The sequence below is a fragment of the Aureibaculum algae genome (assembly GCF_006065315.1).
In the GTDB taxonomy this organism is placed as follows: Bacteria; Bacteroidota; Bacteroidia; order Flavobacteriales; family Flavobacteriaceae; genus Aureibaculum; species Aureibaculum algae.
Genome location: NZ_CP040749.1, coordinates 4,565,403 through 4,586,828 on the forward strand (window position 1 = coordinate 4,565,403; position 21,426 = coordinate 4,586,828).

General features: G+C 31.6%; 23 protein-coding genes. 16 read left to right on the top strand and 7 right to left on the bottom strand.

Going from position 1 to position 21,426, the window contains the following annotated elements; translation table 11 throughout:
* Positions 1-28: 28 nt before the first annotated feature.
* Genes mce through truB form a run of 5 tightly spaced genes read left to right on the top strand, consistent with a single transcriptional unit; the run spans position 29 to position 3,093 of the window.
* On the top strand, positions 29-436 hold the full coding sequence (gene mce, locus FF125_RS19345; protein WP_138951552.1) for a methylmalonyl-CoA epimerase: 408 nt from the start codon (positions 29-31) through the stop codon (positions 434-436).
* Positions 437-470: 34 nt separating this feature from the next.
* The gene (locus FF125_RS19350; RefSeq protein ID WP_138951554.1) at positions 471-1,349 is read left to right on the top strand and encodes a cell division protein FtsX; all 879 of its coding nucleotides are present in this window, start codon (positions 471-473) and stop codon (positions 1,347-1,349) included.
* Between the two features lie 3 nt (positions 1,350-1,352).
* Entirely contained in the window at positions 1,353-1,604 is a 252-nt protein-coding gene (locus tag FF125_RS19355) for a DUF3098 domain-containing protein (RefSeq protein WP_138951556.1), read from the top strand.
* Between the two features lie 2 nt (positions 1,605-1,606).
* A complete protein-coding gene (locus tag FF125_RS19360; protein ID WP_138951558.1) occupies positions 1,607-2,404 on the top strand; it encodes an undecaprenyl-diphosphate phosphatase in 798 nt (265 codons plus the stop codon).
* The gene (gene truB / locus FF125_RS19365; RefSeq protein ID WP_138951560.1) at positions 2,404-3,093 is read left to right on the top strand and encodes a tRNA pseudouridine(55) synthase TruB; all 690 of its coding nucleotides are present in this window, start codon (positions 2,404-2,406) and stop codon (positions 3,091-3,093) included. Before FF125_RS19360 ends, truB begins: the two co-directional genes overlap by 1 nt.
* Positions 3,094-3,117: 24 nt before the next feature.
* Here truB and FF125_RS19370 read toward each other — a convergent pair whose 3' ends face one another.
* Positions 3,118-3,726: a thioredoxin family protein gene (locus FF125_RS19370; protein ID WP_138951562.1), complete on the bottom strand. Its 609-nt coding sequence runs from the start codon at positions 3,724-3,726 to the stop codon at positions 3,118-3,120.
* A 70-nt stretch (positions 3,727-3,796) separates the two neighbouring features.
* Positions 3,797-4,750 carry an NAD-dependent epimerase/dehydratase family protein gene (locus FF125_RS19375; protein ID WP_138951564.1) on the bottom strand — a complete coding sequence of 318 codons (954 nt, stop codon included), beginning with the start codon at positions 4,748-4,750 and terminating at the stop codon, positions 3,797-3,799.
* A gap of 110 nt (positions 4,751-4,860) precedes the next feature.
* Here FF125_RS19375 and FF125_RS19380 point away from each other — a divergent pair, with 110 nt between their 5' ends.
* From FF125_RS19380 to FF125_RS19390, 3 genes are all read left to right on the top strand, one after another.
* Positions 4,861-5,454, top strand: coding sequence for a hypothetical protein (locus FF125_RS19380; protein WP_138951566.1), 594 nt, complete (start codon positions 4,861-4,863; stop codon positions 5,452-5,454).
* A gap of 105 nt (positions 5,455-5,559) precedes the next feature.
* On the top strand, positions 5,560-9,060 hold the full coding sequence (locus FF125_RS19385) for a T9SS type A sorting domain-containing protein (protein WP_138951568.1): 3,501 nt from the start codon (positions 5,560-5,562) through the stop codon (positions 9,058-9,060).
* A 105-nt stretch (positions 9,061-9,165) separates the two neighbouring features.
* Positions 9,166-9,660 (top strand): DUF6646 family protein, encoded by a 495-nt coding sequence (locus FF125_RS19390; RefSeq protein WP_138951570.1) that lies wholly within the window; start codon positions 9,166-9,168, stop codon positions 9,658-9,660.
* Positions 9,661-9,663: 3 nt separating this feature from the next.
* Here FF125_RS19390 and FF125_RS19395 read toward each other — a convergent pair whose 3' ends face one another.
* Entirely contained in the window at positions 9,664-10,137 is a 474-nt protein-coding gene (locus FF125_RS19395; protein WP_138951571.1) for a regulatory protein RecX, read from the bottom strand.
* A gap of 131 nt (positions 10,138-10,268) precedes the next feature.
* On the opposite strand from FF125_RS19395, the gene FF125_RS19400 reads away from it, so the two are divergent.
* Positions 10,269-12,536, top strand: a complete 2,268-nt coding sequence (locus FF125_RS19400; RefSeq protein WP_138951573.1) for a hypothetical protein — start codon at positions 10,269-10,271, stop codon at positions 12,534-12,536.
* A 58-nt stretch (positions 12,537-12,594) separates the two neighbouring features.
* On the opposite strand, the gene FF125_RS19405 is transcribed toward FF125_RS19400, so the two are convergent.
* Together FF125_RS19405 and FF125_RS19410 are read right to left on the bottom strand one after the other, a co-directional pair.
* Positions 12,595-14,133 (bottom strand): Rne/Rng family ribonuclease, encoded by a 1,539-nt coding sequence (locus tag FF125_RS19405; protein ID WP_117879719.1) that lies wholly within the window; start codon positions 14,131-14,133, stop codon positions 12,595-12,597.
* A 267-nt stretch (positions 14,134-14,400) separates the two neighbouring features.
* Complete coding sequence (locus FF125_RS19410) at positions 14,401-14,691, bottom strand: HU family DNA-binding protein (protein WP_117879720.1); 291 nt, start codon at positions 14,689-14,691, stop codon at positions 14,401-14,403.
* Positions 14,692-14,825: 134 nt separating this feature from the next.
* Here FF125_RS19410 and mutY point away from each other — a divergent pair, with 134 nt between their 5' ends.
* The 5 genes from mutY to FF125_RS19435 all read left to right on the top strand — a co-directional run bounded on the left by mutY (position 14,826) and on the right by FF125_RS19435 (position 19,322).
* Entirely contained in the window at positions 14,826-15,863 is a 1,038-nt protein-coding gene (mutY, locus tag FF125_RS19415; RefSeq protein ID WP_138951575.1) for an A/G-specific adenine glycosylase, read from the top strand.
* A gap of 62 nt (positions 15,864-15,925) precedes the next feature.
* Positions 15,926-16,363 carry a single-stranded DNA-binding protein gene (locus FF125_RS19420; protein ID WP_138951576.1) on the top strand — a complete coding sequence of 146 codons (438 nt, stop codon included), beginning with the start codon at positions 15,926-15,928 and terminating at the stop codon, positions 16,361-16,363.
* 21 nt (positions 16,364-16,384) lie between these two features.
* On the top strand, positions 16,385-17,701 hold the full coding sequence (gene gldE / locus FF125_RS19425; protein ID WP_138951578.1) for a gliding motility-associated protein GldE: 1,317 nt from the start codon (positions 16,385-16,387) through the stop codon (positions 17,699-17,701).
* Positions 17,685-18,251, top strand: coding sequence for a gliding motility lipoprotein GldD (gldD, locus tag FF125_RS19430; RefSeq protein ID WP_138951580.1), 567 nt, complete (start codon positions 17,685-17,687; stop codon positions 18,249-18,251). The genes gldE and gldD overlap by 17 nt, the downstream gene beginning before the upstream one ends.
* A 12-nt stretch (positions 18,252-18,263) precedes the next feature.
* Positions 18,264-19,322, top strand: coding sequence for a COX15/CtaA family protein (locus FF125_RS19435; protein WP_250629633.1), 1,059 nt, complete (start codon positions 18,264-18,266; stop codon positions 19,320-19,322).
* 64 nt (positions 19,323-19,386) lie between these two features.
* Here the strand turns inward: FF125_RS19435 and FF125_RS19440 are convergent, their stop codons facing one another.
* Positions 19,387-19,704: a YtxH domain-containing protein gene (locus tag FF125_RS19440; RefSeq protein ID WP_138951582.1), complete on the bottom strand. Its 318-nt coding sequence runs from the start codon at positions 19,702-19,704 to the stop codon at positions 19,387-19,389.
* Between the two features lie 88 nt (positions 19,705-19,792).
* Positions 19,793-20,173: a heavy-metal-associated domain-containing protein gene (locus FF125_RS19445; RefSeq protein ID WP_138951584.1), complete on the bottom strand. Its 381-nt coding sequence runs from the start codon at positions 20,171-20,173 to the stop codon at positions 19,793-19,795.
* Between the two features lie 226 nt (positions 20,174-20,399).
* Between FF125_RS19445 and rplU the strand changes: the two genes are divergently transcribed.
* Positions 20,400-21,080 carry a 50S ribosomal protein L21 gene (gene rplU, locus FF125_RS19450; protein WP_138951586.1) on the top strand — a complete coding sequence of 227 codons (681 nt, stop codon included), beginning with the start codon at positions 20,400-20,402 and terminating at the stop codon, positions 21,078-21,080.
* A gap of 39 nt (positions 21,081-21,119) precedes the next feature.
* On the top strand, positions 21,120-21,380 hold the full coding sequence (gene rpmA / locus FF125_RS19455) for a 50S ribosomal protein L27 (RefSeq protein WP_117879729.1): 261 nt from the start codon (positions 21,120-21,122) through the stop codon (positions 21,378-21,380).
* Positions 21,381-21,426: the final 46 nt, after the last annotated feature.

Consider the following 21,426-nt stretch of genomic DNA (forward strand, 5'->3'; position numbering starts at 1 on the left):
ATATTAATAAGACTTAACGCCTAGACAAATGAAAAAAATTGAACATATTGGCATTGCAGTTAAAGACTTAGACAACTCTAACACGCTGTTTGAAAAACTCTTTGGAAAAGCAGCCTATAAACTTGAAGAAGTAGCTTCTGAAGGAGTCATTACTTCTTTTTTTAAATCAGGCCCGAATAAAATTGAATTATTAGCCGCCACATCACCAGAAAGCCCAATCGCAAAGTTTTTAGAGAAAAAAGGAGAGGGAATTCATCATATTGCTTTTGCCGTTGATGATATTAAAAGTGAAATAAAAAGGTTAAAAACAGAAGGTTTCATCGTCCTGAACGATAAACCAAAAAAAGGTGCAGACAACAAACTTGTAGCTTTCTTACATCCTAAAAGCAGCAATGGGGTTTTAATTGAATTGTGCCAAGAAATTAAGCAAAAATAAGTATATTGCGTCGCAAATTTTAGCACAAACGACAATGAGTACTTCTTTTGAAAAATATCAAAAAAGACGATTAAAATCTTCCTATTTTTCTGTGATACTGAGCATCGCTTTTGTATTATTTTTATTAGGATTATTTGGTCTTTTAGTGCTCAATACTAAGAAAATTTCTGACTATTTTAAAGAACAGTCATCAATAACCATTTTTCTTAATGACGAAGTAGACGCTCAAAAGGTTAAAAATCTTCAAACGCTTTTAGAAAGCGAAGAATACACAAAATCTATCGTGTACATCTCTAAAGAAGAGGCCGCGAAAATAGCAACTGAAGAAAATGGTGAAGATTTTATGGAATTTTTAGGCTACAATCCTCTAAAAAACGCAATTGATTTATATTTAAAAGCTGATTTTGTTTCACCAGAAAAAATGAGTGAAATAGAAAATGAATTAGCAAAAAATAGTATTGTCAATGAAGTTTCATATGACAAACCTTTAATCGGTTTATTAACAAAAAATATAAAACGTATTAGCTTGTGGGTATTAATTTTTAGTAGTCTTTTTGTATTGATAGCAATGTTACTTATTAATAATTCGATACGCTTATCCGTTTACTCAAAAAGATTTACCATAAAAACAATGCAACTTGTTGGAGCTACGAAACGTTTTATTCGAAAACCTTTTATTTGGAGCAGTATAAAATTAGGTGCTTTTGGTGCATTGGTAGCATTAATTGCTTTAGCTGTAGCCATGTACTATTTAAATATTAATTTTCCAGAATTTGGCTTTTTAGAAAACACTGAATTGATAGCAATTTTATTTGGAAGTATTTTTCTATTAGGCATAATAATATCATGGATAAGTGCTTTTTTTGCAACACAGCGTTTTTTAAATTTACGAACAGATCAATTATACTATTAAAAAATGAGTAAAAAAGAAATCCACAAAAAAACAGAGAATGAATTCCTTTTTGGGAAAAAGAATTACATGATTATGCTAGTTGGTCTAATTGTAATTGCACTAGGCTTTATATTGATGGCTGGTGGAGGGAGTGATGACCCTACAGTTTTTAATGAAGAAATTTACAACTTTCAACGAATTAGATTGGCCCCAACGTTAGTACTTATTGGTTTAGCTATAGAAATATACGCCATTTTGGCAAATCCTAATAAATAGTAATGAGTTATTTAGAAGCTATTATCTTAGGCCTAATTCAAGGTTTAACGGAGTTTTTACCTGTATCTTCAAGCGGGCATTTAGAACTTACTAAAGCAATATTTGGAGATAGCTCTCTCCCCGAAGAAAGCTTAACATTTACTGTTATTTTGCACTTTGCAACGGCTTTAAGTACACTAATCATCTTTAGAACAGAAGTTATTCAAATTTTAAAAGGGTTGTTTCAATTTAAATGGAATGAGGAAATGATTTTTTCATTAAAAATTATTCTTTCCATGATTCCAGCAGTAATTGTTGGATTGTTATTTGAAGAACAATTAGAATCATTTTTTGGTGGAAAAATTCTGTTAGTCGGTTGTATGCTTATAGTAACAGCAATTTTATTATTACTTGCTGATCGAGCAAAAAACACCACAAAAGATGTAACATTTCCAAACGCATTAATAATTGGAATTTCACAAGCAATAGCTATGCTGCCAGGAATATCGAGATCAGGTGCAACAATATCGACTTCTGTCTTATTAGGTGTGGACAGAACCAAGGCTGCCCGATTTTCTTTTTTAATGGTAGTTCCTTTAATTTTTGGAAAAGTAGCCAAAGATATTATGGGAGGTGATTTAAACTTTGAAAGTGCTCAAATTGGACAAATGACAATTGGATTTATAGCGGCTTTTATTTCAGGATTATTCGCCTGTACATGGATGATTTCTTTAGTTAAAAAAAGTAAATTATCTTATTTCGCCATCTATTGTACAATTGTCGGATTAATAGCTATTGGCTATGCTCTATTCTTTAAATAATGACTGAAGAAGATTATAAAAACGGTCAAGTTCTACTTATAGACAAACCTTTAAAATGGACCTCCTTTCAGGTGGTAAACAAATTGAGATGGGCCATAAAACAACAGTTTAATTTAAAGAAAATTAAAGTAGGTCACGCAGGAACTTTAGACCCTTTAGCAACCGGGTTACTTATTCTTTGTACTGGAAAATTCACTAAAAAAATTGACCAATTTCAAGCTCAAATAAAAGAATATACAGGCACTTTTACAGTAGGTGCCACTACTCCATCATACGATTTAGAAACTGAAATTGATCAACATTTTGAATTCAGTCATCTAACTAATGAAATTATCCATAATACTACAAAACAATTTATAGGTGAAATTCAACAAAAACCACCTATATTTTCAGCCTTAAAAAAGGATGGAAAACGGCTTTATGAATTAGCAAGAGCCGGTGAAACCACAGAAATAAAATTACGTGATATAACTATTCCTGAATTTGAAATCACCAATATTGATCTACCTGAAATTGAATTTAGAGTAGTTTGCAGCAAAGGTACTTATATTCGTTCCTTGGCCTATGATTTTGGATTAGCCTTAAATTCTGGAGCACATTTATCAAAATTAAGACGTACAAAAATTGGTGACTTTGATGTTAAAAAAGCACAAAGTATTGACGATTTTTTAAACGGCCTAGACCACTAAAAACAAGTACTTCTTGAATTTTGTTTAGGCGAATTGACCAACGCTCAACAACTGTAATAAATCACTTTCTATTGCTTTTCCTTTATCGGTATTATACCAATTTTGAAGTTGCTCTTTAAATGCTGCATCAAGTACCCCAAATTTTTCTTTCTGGTCTGCTACCATTTTAGTTGCAACAGCCGGTCTAGGACCAAAAGTACCTAATACCTCAAGTGTATCTGCATTTAACATTATCAATTTAGGAATTGCTTGTCCGCCATTGGTTAAAAATTGATTCATCAAGGCTTCATTCTCATCTCTTAAAACTATTTTCAAATCAATATTTTCAGAAGCTTCAGCAACTTTATTAATTACAGGTAACACTTGAGCTGCATCACCACACCAACCTTCAGACAAAACTAGCCAAATAAATTTTTCTGTTACATCATTCAAGGCATCTACAGTACTATCTGCGATAGAAATTGTTTTATCTAAACGCTTCATTCTACTATTATTTAACTTACTATAATGCAACAAATCTTCAGATTGATTTGGTCCAGTTGCCTTACCTTCTTTTAACAATCCAGTTACCAATTCTCTATACGTTGAATATGATATTGCTTTTTCTAAACTATTCTTAATATTATCTTTCATCTATATTTATTTAAGCCCGCAAATTTAAGAAATGTTTAGTCGAAGAAATGTTACAAATATTACACAAAAACTAATTTACTTCTTTTATTAATTTTAAATTTTCCAACATCGCTTTCGTCATTTTCTCTAAATCAAAATTCGGCTTCCAATTCCAATCTTTTTGAGCTTGGCTATCATCCATATTTTGCGGCCAACTATCGGCAATTTGTTGTCTAAAATCAGGCGAGTAGTTTATACTAAAATCTGGTATTTGTTTTTTTATAGATTCCGCTATCTCCTTTGGTGTAAAATCAGTTGCAGAAATATTATAAGAAGCAAAGCCATTTGGCAAATCAGCATCCATTAAACTAATAGTTGCATCAATGGCATCATCCATATACATCATTGGCAATCTTGTATCTTCAGACAAAAAACACTCATAACTGCCATCTGATAATGCCTTATGATAGATTTCTACAGCATAATCTGTTGTACCACCTCCTGGAGGTGTCTTCCAGCTTATTATACCAGGGTAACGAACACTCCTAACATCAATACCATATTTTGCTTTATAATAAGCACACCATCGTTCTCCAGCCAACTTACTTATTCCGTAAACCGTAGAAGGTTCTGTAACGGTTACTTGAGGTGTATCTATATTTGGTGTTGTTTTACCAAACACAGCTATAGAACTTGGCCAAAATACTTTTTTTAAATACCCCTCTTGAGCTAATTCTAACACATACAACAAACTATTTATGTTTAAATCCCATGCCCTGTGTGGATATTTTTCAGCAGTAACAGAAACCATCGCTGCCATTAGATAAACTTCAGAAACATTATGTTTTTTAATAACTTGCAAAATTGCTCCTTTGTACGTAGCGTCTAATATTTCAAAAACCCCATTTTGCATTAGTTCATCTGAACCATTTTTAATATCTGAAGCTATTACTTTTTCATTACCATAAATGCTTCTTAACTTAAGCACAAGTTCAGAACCTATTTGTCCACAAGCACCAATAACTAGTATTGAATTATTATTCATGTATTTTATTTTATATCTAACACAAAATTAATAAATTAAAAATGCCTAATTTGTCAAATGGTTACTTATTTATTTAACTTTGTCACTCGTCTTATTTGCAAATTAATTATATGAATTATTTAAAAATCGTTTACTTTTTCGTATTTATCTTAGCATTAAATTCATGTAAAAAGAATGATAATAATCAAGTGAATAGAAACTCTATACTTACAGATTCCATTGCAGAAACTGATAAAAAAACCATTAGAGCTATCGGAGAAACACTGTCACCAGAAGGCAAGGAAACCATTAAAGATTGGAAAGAGTATCAACAATTGGATGATTTTTTGGATAATTTTTATAGCAGCTCACCGAATGAAGCATTAAATCTTTCAAAAGAACTATCTCATACAACAAAGCAACTAATAGACTCTTTAAAAATTGATAGATTCAAACAACCAGATGTTAGCATCAGACTGAACGTTATTCATAACTACGCACTGCGATTAACTGATATGTCAACCATACCTAACATTAGCCCTTCAGAAGTACAAGATGAAACCCAAAATATTTTAGATGCTTTTTCGTCTCTAAATAAAAAAATAAATAACTTGGCCAAACAAGAAAAATTAGAAAAAGAATTGAAAGGCTTTACAGCTCCAATACTCATTGAAGAGGATAGTATATCTATAAATAATCCACCTACTCAACAACAAATAAAATAGAATTTCACTATTTTATAAAAATCTTGAATATTATCATTTTTTAATAAAAAGTGATTATTTTTCTAAATTGGAGATATTACCTTAATCGAATTCAGATCTGATTCTATGTATATAAAATTACTTTTTCTTATATTACTATTTCTATCTGTCCAAATATCATTTTCACAAGGCCTACCTTTGGATGTAAATAGTGGAAATAGTATTCAAAAAAATAAAACGACAAATACTACTTTTGAAAATACAGTTGGTCTTTATGAGAATTATTTCTCAACTAAAAATATTGCAAAAAAAGGAAGTGGATACAAACCTTTTAAAAGGTGGGAATATCATTGGAGTCGTTTTCTTCAAGAAGATGGGACAATTACACCTTCCAAACTTTTATGGAATGCTTGGGAGCAAAAACAGCAAATGTCAAAATCAACTAAAGCGACTAGCAATTGGAATGCTGTAGGGCCTTTTTCTCAATCAAGTAATAGTGGACAAGGTAGAGTAAATACAGTTTTTGTTGACCCAAATAATACAAATACTATCTATGTTGGAGCACCTGCAGGTGGTTTATGGAAATCTATAGACGCAGGAGTAAACTGGACTCCACTAACCGATGATTTACCTCAAATTGGAGTATCAGGAATTACAGTTGACCCTAACAACTCTAATATCATTTATATTTCAACGGGCGATGATGATGCTGGAGATTCATATTCTGTTGGTGTCTTAAAATCGACAAATGGCGGTGTTACTTGGAACCAAACTGGCTCATTGGGCTCTATAAGTGGAGATAATGGCTATAACACGTGTAATGAAATTTTAATAGACCCATCGAATTCTAATATAATTTGGGTGGCTACAGGAGGTGGATTATTTAAATCTACAAATGGAGGCATAACTTGGATTAATAAAATTACTGGTATTCATATAAGAGATTTTAAACTTAAACCTAACGATCCAAATACCGTTTATGCAGTCTCAAGAAGTACATTTTATATATCAACCGATGGTGGTGCAACATTCACCACAACATCCGCAGGTTTACCAAACGCTAGTACTACAGGAAGGTTAAGGGTGGAAGTTACTCCAGCTAATGGAGCATCTAACACTGTTTATGTTTTAGCTACAGATAATAGTTATGATTTTGTAGGTGTATATAAATCTATCAATAGTGCCAATAGTTTTATACAATTAACCCAAAATAAAACCAAACCCGACGGAGAGTCAAATGAGTTATTTGTAGATATATTTGGTGGTAGTCAGCAAGCTTGGTTCGATTTAGCTTTTGCTATTTCCCCTACTGATGAAAACATGATTTTTGTTGGTGTATTAGATATATGGAGATCAACAAATGAAGGTAATAATTTTTCAAGAATTAATGATTGGCGTCAGCAAACAACTTCTTATACACATGCTGATATTCATTTTTTAAGATATTACAATGGAATATTGTATGCAGGTACAGACGGTGGGGTTTATAAATCTTCTAATAATGGCACAACATTTACTGATCTCACTAAAAATTTAGCCATTAGTCAATTTTACAAACTTTCTGTTGCCAAAAGTACTTCAACTAAAATGTCTGGCGGCTTACAAGATAATGGTGGATTTTCCTTAATTAATAACAATTGGCATAACTTTCATGGGGGTGATGGTATGGACTCTGCTGCCGATCCTAATGATGAAAATACATTTTATGGTTTTACACAATATGGTAGTGTATTAACCAAAACCACTGATGGCGGTTTAAGTAGCAACACCATAGCCAGTGCCCCAGTATCGGAAATTGGCACTAATGATACTGGTGGAAATTGGGTTACACCTCTAGTAATTAGTAAAGCAGGAGAAATATATGCCGGATATAAACAGTTATATCAACTAGTTGACAACAATTGGATTCAAATATCTAATCATAATTTTGGTTCTAATCTTGAGGCTATTGAAATAGATCCGAGTAATAATAACAATATTTTAGTATCTAGAGGTAGCATACTTTACATTAGTGATGATAAGGGTAAAACCTTTACAACCCATAGCTCTTCACAAACTGGTATTTCGGGTACGAACATAAGCTCTATTGAAGTTCATAGCTCTAATAGTAATATAGTGTGGTTAACAACTACTGGAGTTAGTAATGTTTCCGGCCCTAGTAGTGGACATAATGGAGGAGGTGTTTATAAATCGACAGATGGAGGTTTTACATTTACCGACATATCTCCGGGCTTGCCAGACGAATCTAAATTTGTGATAAGACATCATCCCTTTTCTACTAATAACTCTATCTATTTAGGTACAGCACTGGGTATTTATCATAGAAATGATGACTCCAACACTTGGGAAGTTTTTTCGACGGGTTTACCAAATGTTGCGATTCCTGATATTGAAATAAATCCTTATGATGCAAAAATTACTGCCGCAACTTACGGTAGAAGTGTTTGGCAATCTAGTATACCATCTATTACATTACCTACAAATGAAATTGAATTAACTAAGATAAGTTCACCTAATAATAGTATAACCTGTGGTCAGGTTACGCCAAAATTATTAATTACAAATAATGGTCAAACCCCCATAACTTCATTTTCGGTAAATTATAATGTTGACAGTGGTGCAAATCAAACTTTTAATTGGACAGGAAACATAGCTTCAAACGTAAATAGTACTATTGAGTTACCCGCTATTTCAGCTAGTACTGAAGGAATACATACTTTAGAAACTACTGTTGTTTTGACTGATGATGCTAATATTTTCAACAATTCAGCTTCAACATCATTTACAACTAACACCTCTGGAGATGGTCAAGAAATAAATAATTTTGATGATAACACTACTGATCAATGGATTGTTTCCGATAATAATTTATGGCAAATTGGCACACCTACCACAACGCTTTTAAACAATAAAGTTTCTTCTGGTTATATAACAAATCCGTCAGGAAATTATCCAGATCAAACAACCAGCTATTTAACATCACCATGTTATTATTTAGTAGGATTAGAAAATCCTATTTTAAAATTTAAAATGGCTTTTGACCTTGAAGAAAATTGGGATATAATATATGTAGAATATTCCACAAATCAAGGTGAAAACTGGGAAGTACTTGGTACAGCTACTGACCCAAATTGGTACAATAGCAATAGAACAAATGCATCCTCTGGGGTCGCTGACGATTGTCAAAATTGTCCTGGTGCTCAATGGACTGGTACAGATACAATTTTAAAGGAATATAGTTACAATTTATCGGCATTGAACGGAGAATCAAATGTGATTTTTAGATTTGTATTTGTTTCAGATCCCGCCGTTAATAATGAAGGTGTTGTTATCGATGATTTTCAAATTGACGCCACCGCTATTTTGGGAACTGACGACTTTGATGAAGGTGAATTTTTAATTTACCCAAATCCGTCTGCAACTATTTTTAATATTAAAAGAAGAAATACTGCCGGACAAAATATGACTATTAACGTGTTTGATATGACTGGTAAATTAATACAAAAACAAAGAAATATTACTAATGAGAATTATCAATTACAAATGACGGGAGTGGCTAAAGGCGTATATTTCATGAAAATTAGTATTGACAACAAAAACTTAGTGAAAAAATTAATTCTAAACTAACACACAAAACAATTGGTATAGAACATTCAATAATTTACGATTTCTAGTCTTTATTATAAAATACTTATAATATATTTGCCAAGAATTTTATGAAATCAAAAATAAATGAAAAATATACTTACAATAATAGCCTTATTTAGCTTTATCCATATAAATGCACAAGCTTTTTATGGAAAAGAAGATAGTAAATTCCAAATAGGTGTTAATTTTCAACATAACGCTACTTCTATAAATGTTGCTTATGACTATGGGTTAGGTGAAAATTTTTCAATAGGCTTATCTTCATCTTATGCTTTGGGAGTACCTGAGGCTATAGATGCAAAATTCGACGATCGTATTGACTTAAAAGCAAGGTTTAACGCTAACATAGGTTCTGTATTAAACATAGATGAAAATTTTGATTTTTATCCAGGACTTAATTTTAATCTAAAGAATTTTGGAGCACATGCAGGGGCACGTTATTTCTTTAGTGATGGTTTTGGAGTATTCTCTGAAGTCAACTTTCCAATTGCAAAATACAACGCTGGTACTTTAACTGACGCCGAAAAATTACATAACCAATTTACTTTTAGCATAGGAACTGTATTTAATTTAAATTAAATTCTAAGACGTTAGCTCAGATACTTTACTGTAAACCAAATCCGTTTCCCAACCTCGGTACAGCAAGTAATCAGCCAATTTTTTTCTTTTCTTTTGAATATTTGTCTCTGTTATCTGAGTATATTTTTTTTTTGCTAATTGGTCAAAAGTAGTAAGATACTCAGATTCATTTATCTCCTTGAGAGCCTGAGTTATATTGTAATTTGTTATTTTTCTAAATTTCAACTCTCTTATTATCCGCCCCTTTCCCCATTTTTTTATATTAAATTTACCTCGAGCGAATGATTTAGAAAAACGCTCTTCATTTAAAAAATCATGTTGTAATAAGTGTAAAATAATTTCTTCTTTTTCTTCTTGGGATAAATACATCTCATATAACTTTCTTTCCAACTCTGAATGGCACCGCTCTTGATAAGCACAATAATTTTCTAGCCGTCTTTTAGCTTCTTCAAGAGAATAAATTTTCTTATTTGTCATAATAGATTTCGAATCAATTTATACTACTGCACAAAATACTGCGTTTAGTTCTTGTAATAATGTGGAAATTATTTATAACTGATTTTTTTTAGAGCTTACTTCCAAAGTAAGCCAATATAATATATTTTATTATGAAAAATAAAATAATATTATCATTAAGTATGCTATTGCTTAATGTTAATATATATAGTCAAGTCTTACAAGAAAGTTTTGAAAATACCTTAAGTGGTTGGAGCCAATTTCAAATTTCAGGAAGTGTTCCTTTTACCAGAACTACGACACAAGCTAATACGGGTAATTATTCTGAATATACTAATACTCCCAATGCAGCTGGCTTTTTTAGTACAATTAACAATCAAGTTTGGCTCATTTCACCCAATTTAGATTTATCCTCGTTTGAAGATGTTCAACTCTCCTATTTCGAAAAAAATAGAGACCATCCAGGATCAATTCCATCTGATCCAACACAACAAATATTATACTCAACTAATTATGGCGGTACTGGAAATCCAAACGCAGCAACTTGGATTGTTATAAATTCAACAAATGCGACAACTAGCTGGGCTAAAAAAATTATTTCAAATCAAATTCCAACAGATTCAAATGTGCATATAGCGTTTAGATATATGGGAGATAGTTTCAATTTTTTTGTTCCTTTCACAGATCGTGAATGGTATATCGATGATATTGAAATTTTAGGATTACCTTGTTCTTATAGCACTACATGGAACGGATCTTCATGGAGCAATGGTACACCAAATGCCAGCACTTCAGCAATAATAGATGGAAATTACAACACTAATAGCCATGGCAGTTTTGAATCTTGCAATTTAACAGTGAATTCAGGAAATACAGTAAACATAAAACCTAATACCCATTTAACTGTAAATAACAACTTAACAATAGACGGAACTGTGCAAGTTCGAAATAAAGCTTCTTTGTTAATGACGAATGATAATGCACAAATATCAGTTCATGGAACTTTTAATGTTCATAAAACCACAACTACCTTAAATAATAATGAAGACTATACATTTTGGTCATCTCCCATTAAAAATCAAAATATATCTTCTGTTTTTCCTTCACCACTATATAATCAAGCGCGTCTTTATTACTGGGACCAATCTGAAGTTAATGCAATTCCTTATGGTGGTAGCGAGGCTTTAGGAGAATGGATATCAGCTGCCGGGAATAGTATGCAACCTGGAAAAGGTTATATTTCTCAGTCACCTACATTGGGTTCATATCCTTTAGAAGCAAAAGTAAAATTTTCTGGAAAACCCAATAATGGTATAATTAAACTTTATGGCAATGAGGCTGTATATAATACTGGAAACCCGAATAATGACCTGAATTTAGTCGGTAACCCCTATCCTTCGGCTATAGATGCCGATGAATTTATCAATCAAAATAACAACTCAATAAGTGGTACGCTTTGGTTTTGGACACATAATACTTCTAACAATCAAAACAACTCGGGTGAACAATATACAGGTAATGATTATGCGACTTATAATTTGACTGGATCAGTTGGTACTTCCAAGAAAGCGTTAACAGGGGGTGTGAAACCTAATCAATATATAGCTTCAGGACAGGGTTTTATTTTACAAACAATAGCTACAGTCGACACTATAATTTTTAACAACTCCATGAGAATTGAAAATAACAACAACCAATTCTTTAGACCAACAGATGCTAAAAACACTACAGTTTTAGAAAAAGATAGGATCTGGTTAAATATAGAAAGTGATAAGGGTGGAGCATTCAGCCAAACCCTAGTTGGCTTTTTTGAAAATGCTACCGATGGAATAGATCAAGGCTATGATGGGATGAAAATCTCTGAGGGGTGGATTAATATATACTCAGTAATTGACACTCTAAAATATGCCATACAAGGATTAAGTAGTTTTAACTCAGAAAAAAAAGTAGCAATAGGTTTTCAAACTAATATTGAAGATTCTGCTACTTCTTACAACATTAGTATTGATAACATTGAAGGTATATTAAAGGATAGTGACGTGTTTTTGGTTGATCATGAATTAAACATTACGCACGATTTAAAGCAAGGTGTTTATAATTTTACTACTCCAGAAGCAGGTAACTATCCCGACAGATTTACGTTACAGTTTACACAAACAACATTGAATACAGAAGACCTCAAATCAAATTTCGATTTTATAGTTGTAAATAAAGAGAATACAATCAACATAAAGGCCAATACCACTATTAATTATATAAAAGTATATGATATGACTGGTAGATTATTAATTGACCAAAATACTAATAAGAGTGAAGTAAGTATCAATGCGGAAAACATAGCAAAAGGTTCAATTTTAATAATAAATACCTATTTCGAAAATAATAGTTATATGTCTAAAAAAATAATACTCACTAACTAAAAAGCAAAAAAAAACCTATAAGCTTTTGCTTATAGGTTTTGTATGATATAATACTACCTTATTTAATCTCATTGTCATCTTTATCAAAAAAATGATATTCTAGATATTGGTAAGCATCTCTCGGTATAACTTTAATCCACTTTTTGTATTTAAAAAACCATTTTTGTTGAATTGAGGGCATCCCCTTTTTAAGATATGATTCCACAAAAGAATGTGCATGAAGCGTTAATCCTTTTTTAGACTTATCTATAATCCTTCCTAAGTGATTTTCAATTTTATCTACCAAAATAATAGGAGCCTCGACTTCTCCATTGATATTTGGATTTTTTTCTTGTGTTTTAATAACCATCTCTGGTCGTACACGTTGTCTAGTAATTTGCACTAGACCAAATTTACTTGGTGGCAATATTTTGTGTTTTGTTCTGTTAGATTTCATCTCATTTTTTAAATGATCGAACAATTTTTGCCTATGACTTGCAGTATGCATGTCAATAAAATCTACCACAATAATTCCACCCATATCACGTAATTGTAATTGACGTGCTATTTCTGAGGCTGCAATTAAATTTACTTCCAATGCAGTATCAGCTTGTGAGTTTGCCTTGTTTGAACGATTACCGCTATTCACATCTATTACATGTAAAGCTTCTGTATGTTCAATAACTAAATAGGCTCCTTTTGGCATTGATACCGTTCGGCCAAATGCTGTTTTTATTTGTTTTTCTATCCCATATTTTTCAAAAATAGGTAACTTCGATTTGTAAAGTTTAATCATAGAAACTTTTGTAGGAGCAATGCGTTCAATATATTCTTTGAGTTCTTCAAATAACTGAGCATCATCAGTAACGATGCTAGAAAATGAATCGTCAAAAATATCTCTGAGAATAGAAGACGCTCTATTTAATTCAGACAACACTTTTGCTGGTGCCTGAGCTCTTGGTAAATGTTTACATAAGTTAACCCAACGTTGTAAAGAATTTTGCAAATCTTTATCCAATTCAGCTACTTTAATACCCTCGGCCACCGTTCTTAAAATAACGCCAAAGCCTTTGGGTTTAATACTTTTCGCAAGTCGTTTTAGCCTTTCTTTTTCTTTATTGTTTGATATCTTTTGAGACACCGAAACTCTATCAGAAAAAGGTACTAACACCAAATATCTACCTGCTATTGAAAGCTCAGAACTTATTCGAGGTCCCTTTGTTGATATTGGCTCTTTTACAACCTGTACTAATAAATTTTGACCAGACTTGATAACTTGGTCAATGGATCCATTTTTATTTATGTCTTTTTCTAAATGGAAATCTTTTAAAGTGTAATCTTTTAGTTTACCCGTGCCTATTAACTTAATATACTTAGTTAAAGATAACAACTGTGGCCCTAAATCATGATAATGTAAAAAGGCATCTTTTTCACTGCCTACATTTACAAAAGCTGCATTTAAACCTGACAATGTTTTCTTAATCTTAGCTAAAAATATGTCGCCAACATTAAAATTATTGTCATTTGTTTCTTTGTGTAATTCATTAAGTCTACCATCTTTTAATAAGGCAAAATCTATATCAGAGGAAGTTGATCTAATTATTAATTCTGTTTTCACTCTGCATAAGTTTTGTATCCATACTAACTAATATAGTACAGATTGATTAAAAAAATGTTTACGAGTTAAATAACCCGATGAAATTTGTTTTTGCAAATTTCTTTTTCAAAGAACGATTTGATTCAATAAAAGAAAAAATAGCTTATGCTATTTTTTCTTTTTGTGTCTGTTTTGTCTACTTCTCTTTTTACGCTTATGAGTAGAAATTTTACTGCGTTTTCTTTTTTTACCACTTGGCATAATCTATATCTGTTTTATTGTGAGTACTTATTTAACTGGTACATTTTTCTTAACACCCTCTACAAAAACTTTTGCTGGTTTAAAAGATGGAATATTATGTGCCGGAATTTTAATTGTAGTATTTTTAGAAATGTTTCTTCCAGTTTTTTCAGCTCTAGTTTTTATAATAAAACTTCCAAAACCTCTTAAATATACATTTTCGTCATTTTCTAATGAATCTTTTACTTCCTTCATAAAGTCTTCGACTACTCGTAATACATCAACCTTTTCAATACCAGATTTTTCGGAAATACTGGCTACAATCTCTGCTTTTGTCATGCTAATTTTATTTTATTTTTATTATATGTGTATTTTAAAGGGTGGCAAAGATAAAACAATAAATCAATTTTAACTAGCCAATCTGTTAAAATTTAACGGTATAAATCCTTAATTTTGCGTGTTTTAATAAAACTATGGATTTTTCAAAAATATTAACGAAGTGGTATTTACAAAATAAACGAGACTTACCTTGGCGTAATACCGTTAATCCATATTACATATGGCTGTCCGAAATCATACTACAACAGACTAGAGTTAACCAAGGATTAGCCTATTATGAAAAATTTATTGTGGCATTTCCTACTGTTTTTGATCTCGCAAAAGCAGATGAAAACACTATACTTAATTTATGGCAGGGCTTAGGATACTATTCAAGAGCTAGAAACCTACATTTTTCAGCAAAATATATAGTCAATGAGCGAGATGGAAAATTTCCCGCTACCTTTAAGGATCTTTTGAAATTAAAAGGTGTTGGCGATTACACCGCATCAGCAATAGCATCAATTTGCTACAATGAACCATGTGCAGTAGTTGACGGCAATGTTTATAGAGTATTAGCACGTTATTACGGTATTGACATACCTATCAATAGTACTGAAGGCATTAAACTATTTAAAAAATTAGCACAAGATCTAATAGACACAAATGATCCAGCTACATTTAATCAGGCAATTATGGAGTTTGGAGCCATGCAATGCAAACCAAAAAATCCTGATTGCTCCATTTGTCCTTTTCAAAATTCTTGCATAGCCAAAGAAGAAAAAATGGTTGAGATTCTTCCTATTAAGGATAAAAAAATAAAAGTTACCAAAAGATTTTTCAACTACTTAGTATTAATAAGCCCTATGGACAGGACATTATTAAACCAAAGAAAACAAAAGGGTATTTGGAGAAACCTTTATCAATTTCCATTAATAGAGACCTCTAAAGAAATTGACATTAGTGAACTAATCAAAATGGATGAACTTCATAAAATAACCAATGCAAGTAACAACGATATCACATTATTTAACAAGAAACCTATTATTCATAAATTATCTCATCAACACTTATCGGTAAATTTCTGGGTAATAAATTCAGATAAAGAAATGGAAAATAGTATTTCTATTAGCGACTTTGATAAGTACCCTGTACCTATTCTAATTCACAATTTTGCAGAAGCCTATTTTTAACTATTGAATTTTTATTTTTAAGATTTTTATTTTCATTATCTTTGACACACAATTTTATTATCATGGCAGGTACACTAAATAAAGTAATGTTGATTGGACATTTGGGAGATGAGATAAAAATGCACTTTTTTGAAGGTGGCAACTCTATTGGCAGGTTTCCTGTTGCTACAAATGAGACCTATACAAATAGACAAACTGGTGAGCGAGTAACAACTACAGAATGGCACAACGTTGTGGTTAGAAACAAATTAGCTGAAATATGTGAAAAATATTTGAGTAAAGGCGATAAAGTATATGTAGAAGGACGAATTAAAACCCGTCAATGGGATGACCAAAGTGGAAATAAAAGATACTCAACTGAAATTCATGCTGTAGAAATGACATTTTTAACTACTAAAAAAGATTTAGATAATAGCTCTTCTAAACCACCGGTCAATCAAACCACAAAACCAAAAAGTGATGAAACTCCTCAAGAAACTGATGATGATTTACCATTTTAACTTTAATTAAACCATATAATATTGGATCCTGAACCCTCGAGTTTGTTTTTATTAATTACTATCAATTGGTCTTTTACAATCGGATTAATTGCACTTGTTGTGCTACTCTTAATTTCTGCATTAGTTTCAGGGTCAGAGGTTGCCTTTTTTTCACTTTCAAAAACAACATTAAATGAAGCTGAAGAATCTAAAAAAACGACTCTAGTTACTACACTGCTTGGACGTCCAAAAAAATTGTTAGCAACTATTCTAATAGCAAATAACTTTGTAAACATATTAATCGTTCTGCTTTTTGCCTATTTGGGTGATTTTTTCTTCGGCAGTATCATCAACAGTGGTTTTCGGTTTTTACTTGAAGTAATCTTAGTTACATTTTTAATTTTACTTTTTGGTGAAGTGCTCCCCAAAGTTTACGCCAACAGAAATGCATTAAAATTCGCCACGTTAATGGTAACTCCTATTAGCATTTTAAATGTATTACTTTCTCCTTTAAGCATACCATTACTAAACTTGACAAGTACCATTGAAAAAAGGTTGGGTAAAAAAAATTCAGATTTTTCAGTAGAAACATTATCCCAGGCCTTAGAACTAACCTCCGAGGAAGGCTCATCAAAACAAGAACAAAAAATCTTACAAGGCATTGTTACATTTGGTAATACTGAAACTGTACATGTAATGTGTCCTAGAACAGACGTCTTTGCTTTACCCGAAAGTGACACTTTCGCAGAAGTAGTTGCCAAGGTCATTAAAAACGGACACTCAAGAATTCCCGTTTATCGAGACAATATTGACGAAATTACAGGAGTTTTATATTCGAAAGATCTTTTACCGCATCTTAATAAGAAAACATTTCAGTGGAAAAAGGTAATGCGTCAACCTTTCTTTGTTCCTGAGAACAAAAAATTAGATGACCTACTAAAAGAATTTCAAGAAATGAAAAATCATTTAGCCATTGTGGTTGATGAATATGGTGGCACTTCAGGTATCGTAACTTTAGAAGATGTTATTGAGGAAATTGTAGGTGACATTAGTGATGAATTTGATGACAATGACTTGAGTTATTCTAAACTTGACAACAACAATTATGTTTTTGAGGGCAAAATTGCATTGAAAGATTTTTATAAAGTATTGAAAATTGACGATTCTATATTTGAAGAACACAAAGGAGAAGCGGAGACTTTGGCAGGATTTATACTAGAAATTAACGAAAAATTTCCTCTTTTAAATGAGCAAATTGTATTTGAAGATTATAAGTTTAAGATTGAAGTACTAGAGAAAAAACGTATCAAACAAATAAAAGTAACAAAACCCACAATTCAAGATGTTACACCAGCTTAAAAATATTATATTATTCGCAGTATTAACACTGTCATTTACTTCATGCTCCAATGAGGAGTATTTACCAAAACCTAAAGCTTTTTTACGTTTGGCCTATGCTGCTCCAAACTATAAAGAAATAGTTTCAGACTGTCCTTACACTTTTGAAGTACCAGACAATACTCAAACAAAGTTTAATGAAAAATGCTGGATCAACATTAAATACCCAAAATTAAAAGCTTCACTAAATATTACCTACAGAGGTGTAGAAAACAATTTATCAGAACTTTTAAGTGAAGCTGAAAAATTGACTTACAACCACACTATAAAAGCTGATAATATAATCACTAAAGATTATGAAAATACGGAATTTCAAAAATACGGTGCATTGCGAGAAGTAATAGGAAATGCAGCGTCTTCTTTGCAATTTCATCTAACAGACAAAACAGGTCATTTCATTACCGGAGCCCTGTATTTTGAAGCAAAACCAAATTACGATTCTATACTACCTGCAGTAAAATTTATTGAAAAAGATATAGAACACATTATGGAAACCTTAAGTTGGAAATAAATTTGAATTAAATTGACTACCCAGAAATACAAATACACCAAAACCATTAGAATATGGTTAATTTTAGGATTAGTAATGCTAATTGGGCAAGTAGTTCTTGGCGGCATAACAAGATTAACAGGATCTGGACTATCTATAACCCGCTGGGATATTGTTAGTGGAACAATACCACCTTTAAACCCTACGCAATGGCAAGAGGCATTTGAACTTTACAAAGAGACGCCTCAATACCATAAAATAAATTCTCATTTCGATCTAACCGATTTTAAATTTATTTTTTTCTGGGAATATTTTCATAGACTATGGGTTAGAATATTAGGTTTTGTTTTTTTAATTCCGTTCATTATTTTTATCATAAGAAAACAAATTAACGCATACTTAATAAAACGATTGCTTTTAGTTGTGCTATTTACAGCACTTACAGCTTCAGCAGGATGGATTATGGTAAAAAGTGGATTAGTAAACAGACCTTGGGTTAATGCCTATAAGCTAACTTTACACTTCATTCTTGCCCTAGTCAGTACCACTTTTATGGTTAAAACAATTGCTGATGTTTATAATTATAAAAGTACTTCAGAAAAAAAATCTAGTATTATTCTTCCAATTTTTATCGCTATTACATTTGTCCAAATGATATTTGCTGGTTTAATGGCGGGTATGAAAGCTGGTTTATACTATCCGTCATGGCCAGATATGAATGGTTATTTTTTACCTGAAGTAATGCACAGCCTTGAAAATTGGAAATGGATAAACCTAACAAACTATGATACTTTTACATTTGCACCTGCATTAATTCAGTTTATTCACCGTCTATTAGCTTATGTTTTAGTAATCTTCACCCTATATCTGTTCTTTATTTATAGAAAGTCCGTTTCTAAACTTTCGAAATTCTGGTTAAATTCCATTTCATTCTTAATTTTAGCACAGCTTCTTTTAGGAATATTGACTGTGTTAAATATAAATCCTGGAATACCATTATCTTATGGTGTACTGCACCAATTGGTTGGTTTACTATTCTATATAAGTTTGTTCTTTTTCTACTTCTCATTAAGAACTAACAAAAATATTTAATATCAAAGCATAAAAAAGGCTTCCAAATTGGAAGCCTTTTTAATAGTGTTTTTGTTGTTAAGAATTAGTTACTAACTGCTTCTTTAACATCATTTGCTTTTTCTTTAACTGCTTCAACAGTTTTTTCAGCACCTTCTTTAACACCTTCTACAGCGTCTTTAGCACCTTCTTTTAAATCTTCAGCTTTAGCTTTAACAGAGTCAATAGCCTCATTAGCTGTGTCTTTTACATCTTCAACAGCTTCAGAAGCTGAATCTTTAATGTCTCCTGCTGTTTCTTCTACGGTATCCATAGCGTCACCAGCTTTGTCTTTTGCTTCTTTACAAGAAACAGCAATTAAACCTACTAGAGCAATTGCAAAAAATCCTTTAAGTAATTTCATTTGTTTTTAAATTTAGTTTTTAATACGTTAACGAAACGCAAAATAACTAATAATATTTCACATGAACAAAGGTTTTTTTTCGTTTTTTCTATTCAGCCTTTTTAACTTCAATTACTTTATATAAATCTCCGCCAGCAATTTGCTCTACAATACCAACTATCTCATTCTCAGTAATCCTATTAGAATCAAACTCTACAACACCTGTTTTATTTTCAAAATCAACTTCCGCCATTTTAACTCCTTTTGTCTTTGAAAGCTTCGATTGTATCGTTCTTGCACAACCAATTTCGCATGTCATTCCATCAATTTCTAACGATATCTTCTCTAAATTTGCAGCAATATTTTCATTATTACCATCAGAATTATGACTTAACACATCCTTATTTTGTGAGTTCATTTTAGAATTATTACCACATGAAACAAATACACATACTATAATAAGGAGTACTATTGGTTTTAAAATTTTCATTTATTTATAAATTTATGTTACAAATTTAATGAAAAAATCAATTTTACACCTATATATTAAGGGCCACATTGTTCATATTAACAATATTATAACAGATTGCTTAATTAAACAATTAACATTTTTTACATTTCACATGTTGCTTATTTATAAAATAGAAGTATATTTGCACTCATTTTCAAACAAGCAAAACCCTAAACAATGGGTTTTTAATAAAAAACATTAATTTATGTACGCAATTGTAGAGATAGCAGGGCAGCAATTTAAAGTTGCTAAAAACCAGAAGGTTTTTGTACATCGTTTACAAGACAAAGAAGGTTCAGAAGTTACTTTTGATAACGTTCTTTTATTGGATGATGGCAAAGTAACCATAGGTGCCCCAGCTATAGAAGGTGCAGCAGTAACTGCTAAAATCCTTAAACACCTAAAAGGTGACAAAGTAATCGTTTTTAAGAAAAAACGTAGAAAAGGTTACAAAGTAAAAAATGGACACCGTCAATATTTATCTGAAATTCAGATAGAAAGTATTGTAGCTAGTGGTGCTAAAAAAGCTAAAAAGGAAGCTCCTAAAAAGGAAGCTCCAAAAAAAGCGGAACCAAAAGTAGCAGCAACTCCGAAACCAGCAGCTAAAAAAGCTCCTGTTAAAACGGCTAGTGCTGATGATTTAAGAAAAGTTGAAGGTATTGGTCCAAAAATTGCTGAAATTTTTGCTGAAGCTGGTATTGATACTTTTGCTAAATTAGCAAAAGCTTCTCAAAAAGAATTAAAAGCTATTTTAGAAGGTGCAGGTTCAAGATATGCATCGAAAAATCCAGGTTCATGGCCAAAACAAGCAAAAATGGCTGCTGAAGGTAAATGGGATGAGCTAAAAAAATGGCAAGATGAAACTAAAGGTGGTATTGAAGCTTAATACCTCAAAAAAATATTTAACAATTTAAAACTATAAATCATGGCACATAAAAAAGGTGTAGGTAGTTCTAAGAACGGTAGAGAATCAGAATCGAAACGACTTGGCGTTAAAATATTTGGAGGTCAAGGTGCTATTGCCGGTAATATTATTATCCGTCAAAGAGGTACTAGTCATCATCCAGGTGAAAATGTATATATGGGAAAAGACCATACATTACATGCAAAAGTTGATGGTATTGTAAAATTTACTAAGAAAAGAAACAATAGATCTTATGTTTCTATTGTACCTATTGAAGCTTAACAGCTTTTTAAAATAGAATATATAAACCCTTACCTTTTGGTGAGGG

Coding starts and splice junctions, on each gene's coding strand:
- mce (WP_138951552.1), top strand. CDS start 29: ATGAAAAAAATTGAACATATTGGCATTGCAGTTAAAGACTTAGACAAC.
- FF125_RS19350 (WP_138951554.1), top strand. CDS start 471: ATGAGTACTTCTTTTGAAAAATATCAAAAAAGACGATTAAAATCTTCC.
- FF125_RS19355 (WP_138951556.1), top strand. CDS start 1,353: ATGAGTAAAAAAGAAATCCACAAAAAAACAGAGAATGAATTCCTTTTT.
- FF125_RS19360 (WP_138951558.1), top strand. CDS start 1,607: ATGAGTTATTTAGAAGCTATTATCTTAGGCCTAATTCAAGGTTTAACG.
- truB (WP_138951560.1), top strand. CDS start 2,404: ATGACTGAAGAAGATTATAAAAACGGTCAAGTTCTACTTATAGACAAA.
- FF125_RS19370 (WP_138951562.1), bottom strand. CDS start 3,726: ATGAAAGATAATATTAAGAATAGTTTAGAAAAAGCAATATCATATTCA.
- FF125_RS19375 (WP_138951564.1), bottom strand. CDS start 4,750: ATGAATAATAATTCAATACTAGTTATTGGTGCTTGTGGACAAATAGGT.
- FF125_RS19380 (WP_138951566.1), top strand. CDS start 4,861: ATGAATTATTTAAAAATCGTTTACTTTTTCGTATTTATCTTAGCATTA.
- FF125_RS19385 (WP_138951568.1), top strand. CDS start 5,560: ATGTATATAAAATTACTTTTTCTTATATTACTATTTCTATCTGTCCAA.
- FF125_RS19390 (WP_138951570.1), top strand. CDS start 9,166: ATGAAAAATATACTTACAATAATAGCCTTATTTAGCTTTATCCATATA.
- FF125_RS19395 (WP_138951571.1), bottom strand. CDS start 10,137: ATGACAAATAAGAAAATTTATTCTCTTGAAGAAGCTAAAAGACGGCTA.
- FF125_RS19400 (WP_138951573.1), top strand. CDS start 10,269: ATGAAAAATAAAATAATATTATCATTAAGTATGCTATTGCTTAATGTT.
- FF125_RS19410 (WP_117879720.1), bottom strand. CDS start 14,691: ATGACAAAAGCAGAGATTGTAGCCAGTATTTCCGAAAAATCTGGTATT.
- mutY (WP_138951575.1), top strand. CDS start 14,826: ATGGATTTTTCAAAAATATTAACGAAGTGGTATTTACAAAATAAACGA.
- FF125_RS19420 (WP_138951576.1), top strand. CDS start 15,926: ATGGCAGGTACACTAAATAAAGTAATGTTGATTGGACATTTGGGAGAT.
- gldD (WP_138951580.1), top strand. CDS start 17,685: ATGTTACACCAGCTTAAAAATATTATATTATTCGCAGTATTAACACTG.
- FF125_RS19440 (WP_138951582.1), bottom strand. CDS start 19,704: ATGAAATTACTTAAAGGATTTTTTGCAATTGCTCTAGTAGGTTTAATT.
- FF125_RS19445 (WP_138951584.1), bottom strand. CDS start 20,173: ATGAAAATTTTAAAACCAATAGTACTCCTTATTATAGTATGTGTATTT.
- rplU (WP_138951586.1), top strand. CDS start 20,400: ATGTACGCAATTGTAGAGATAGCAGGGCAGCAATTTAAAGTTGCTAAA.
- rpmA (WP_117879729.1), top strand. CDS start 21,120: ATGGCACATAAAAAAGGTGTAGGTAGTTCTAAGAACGGTAGAGAATCA.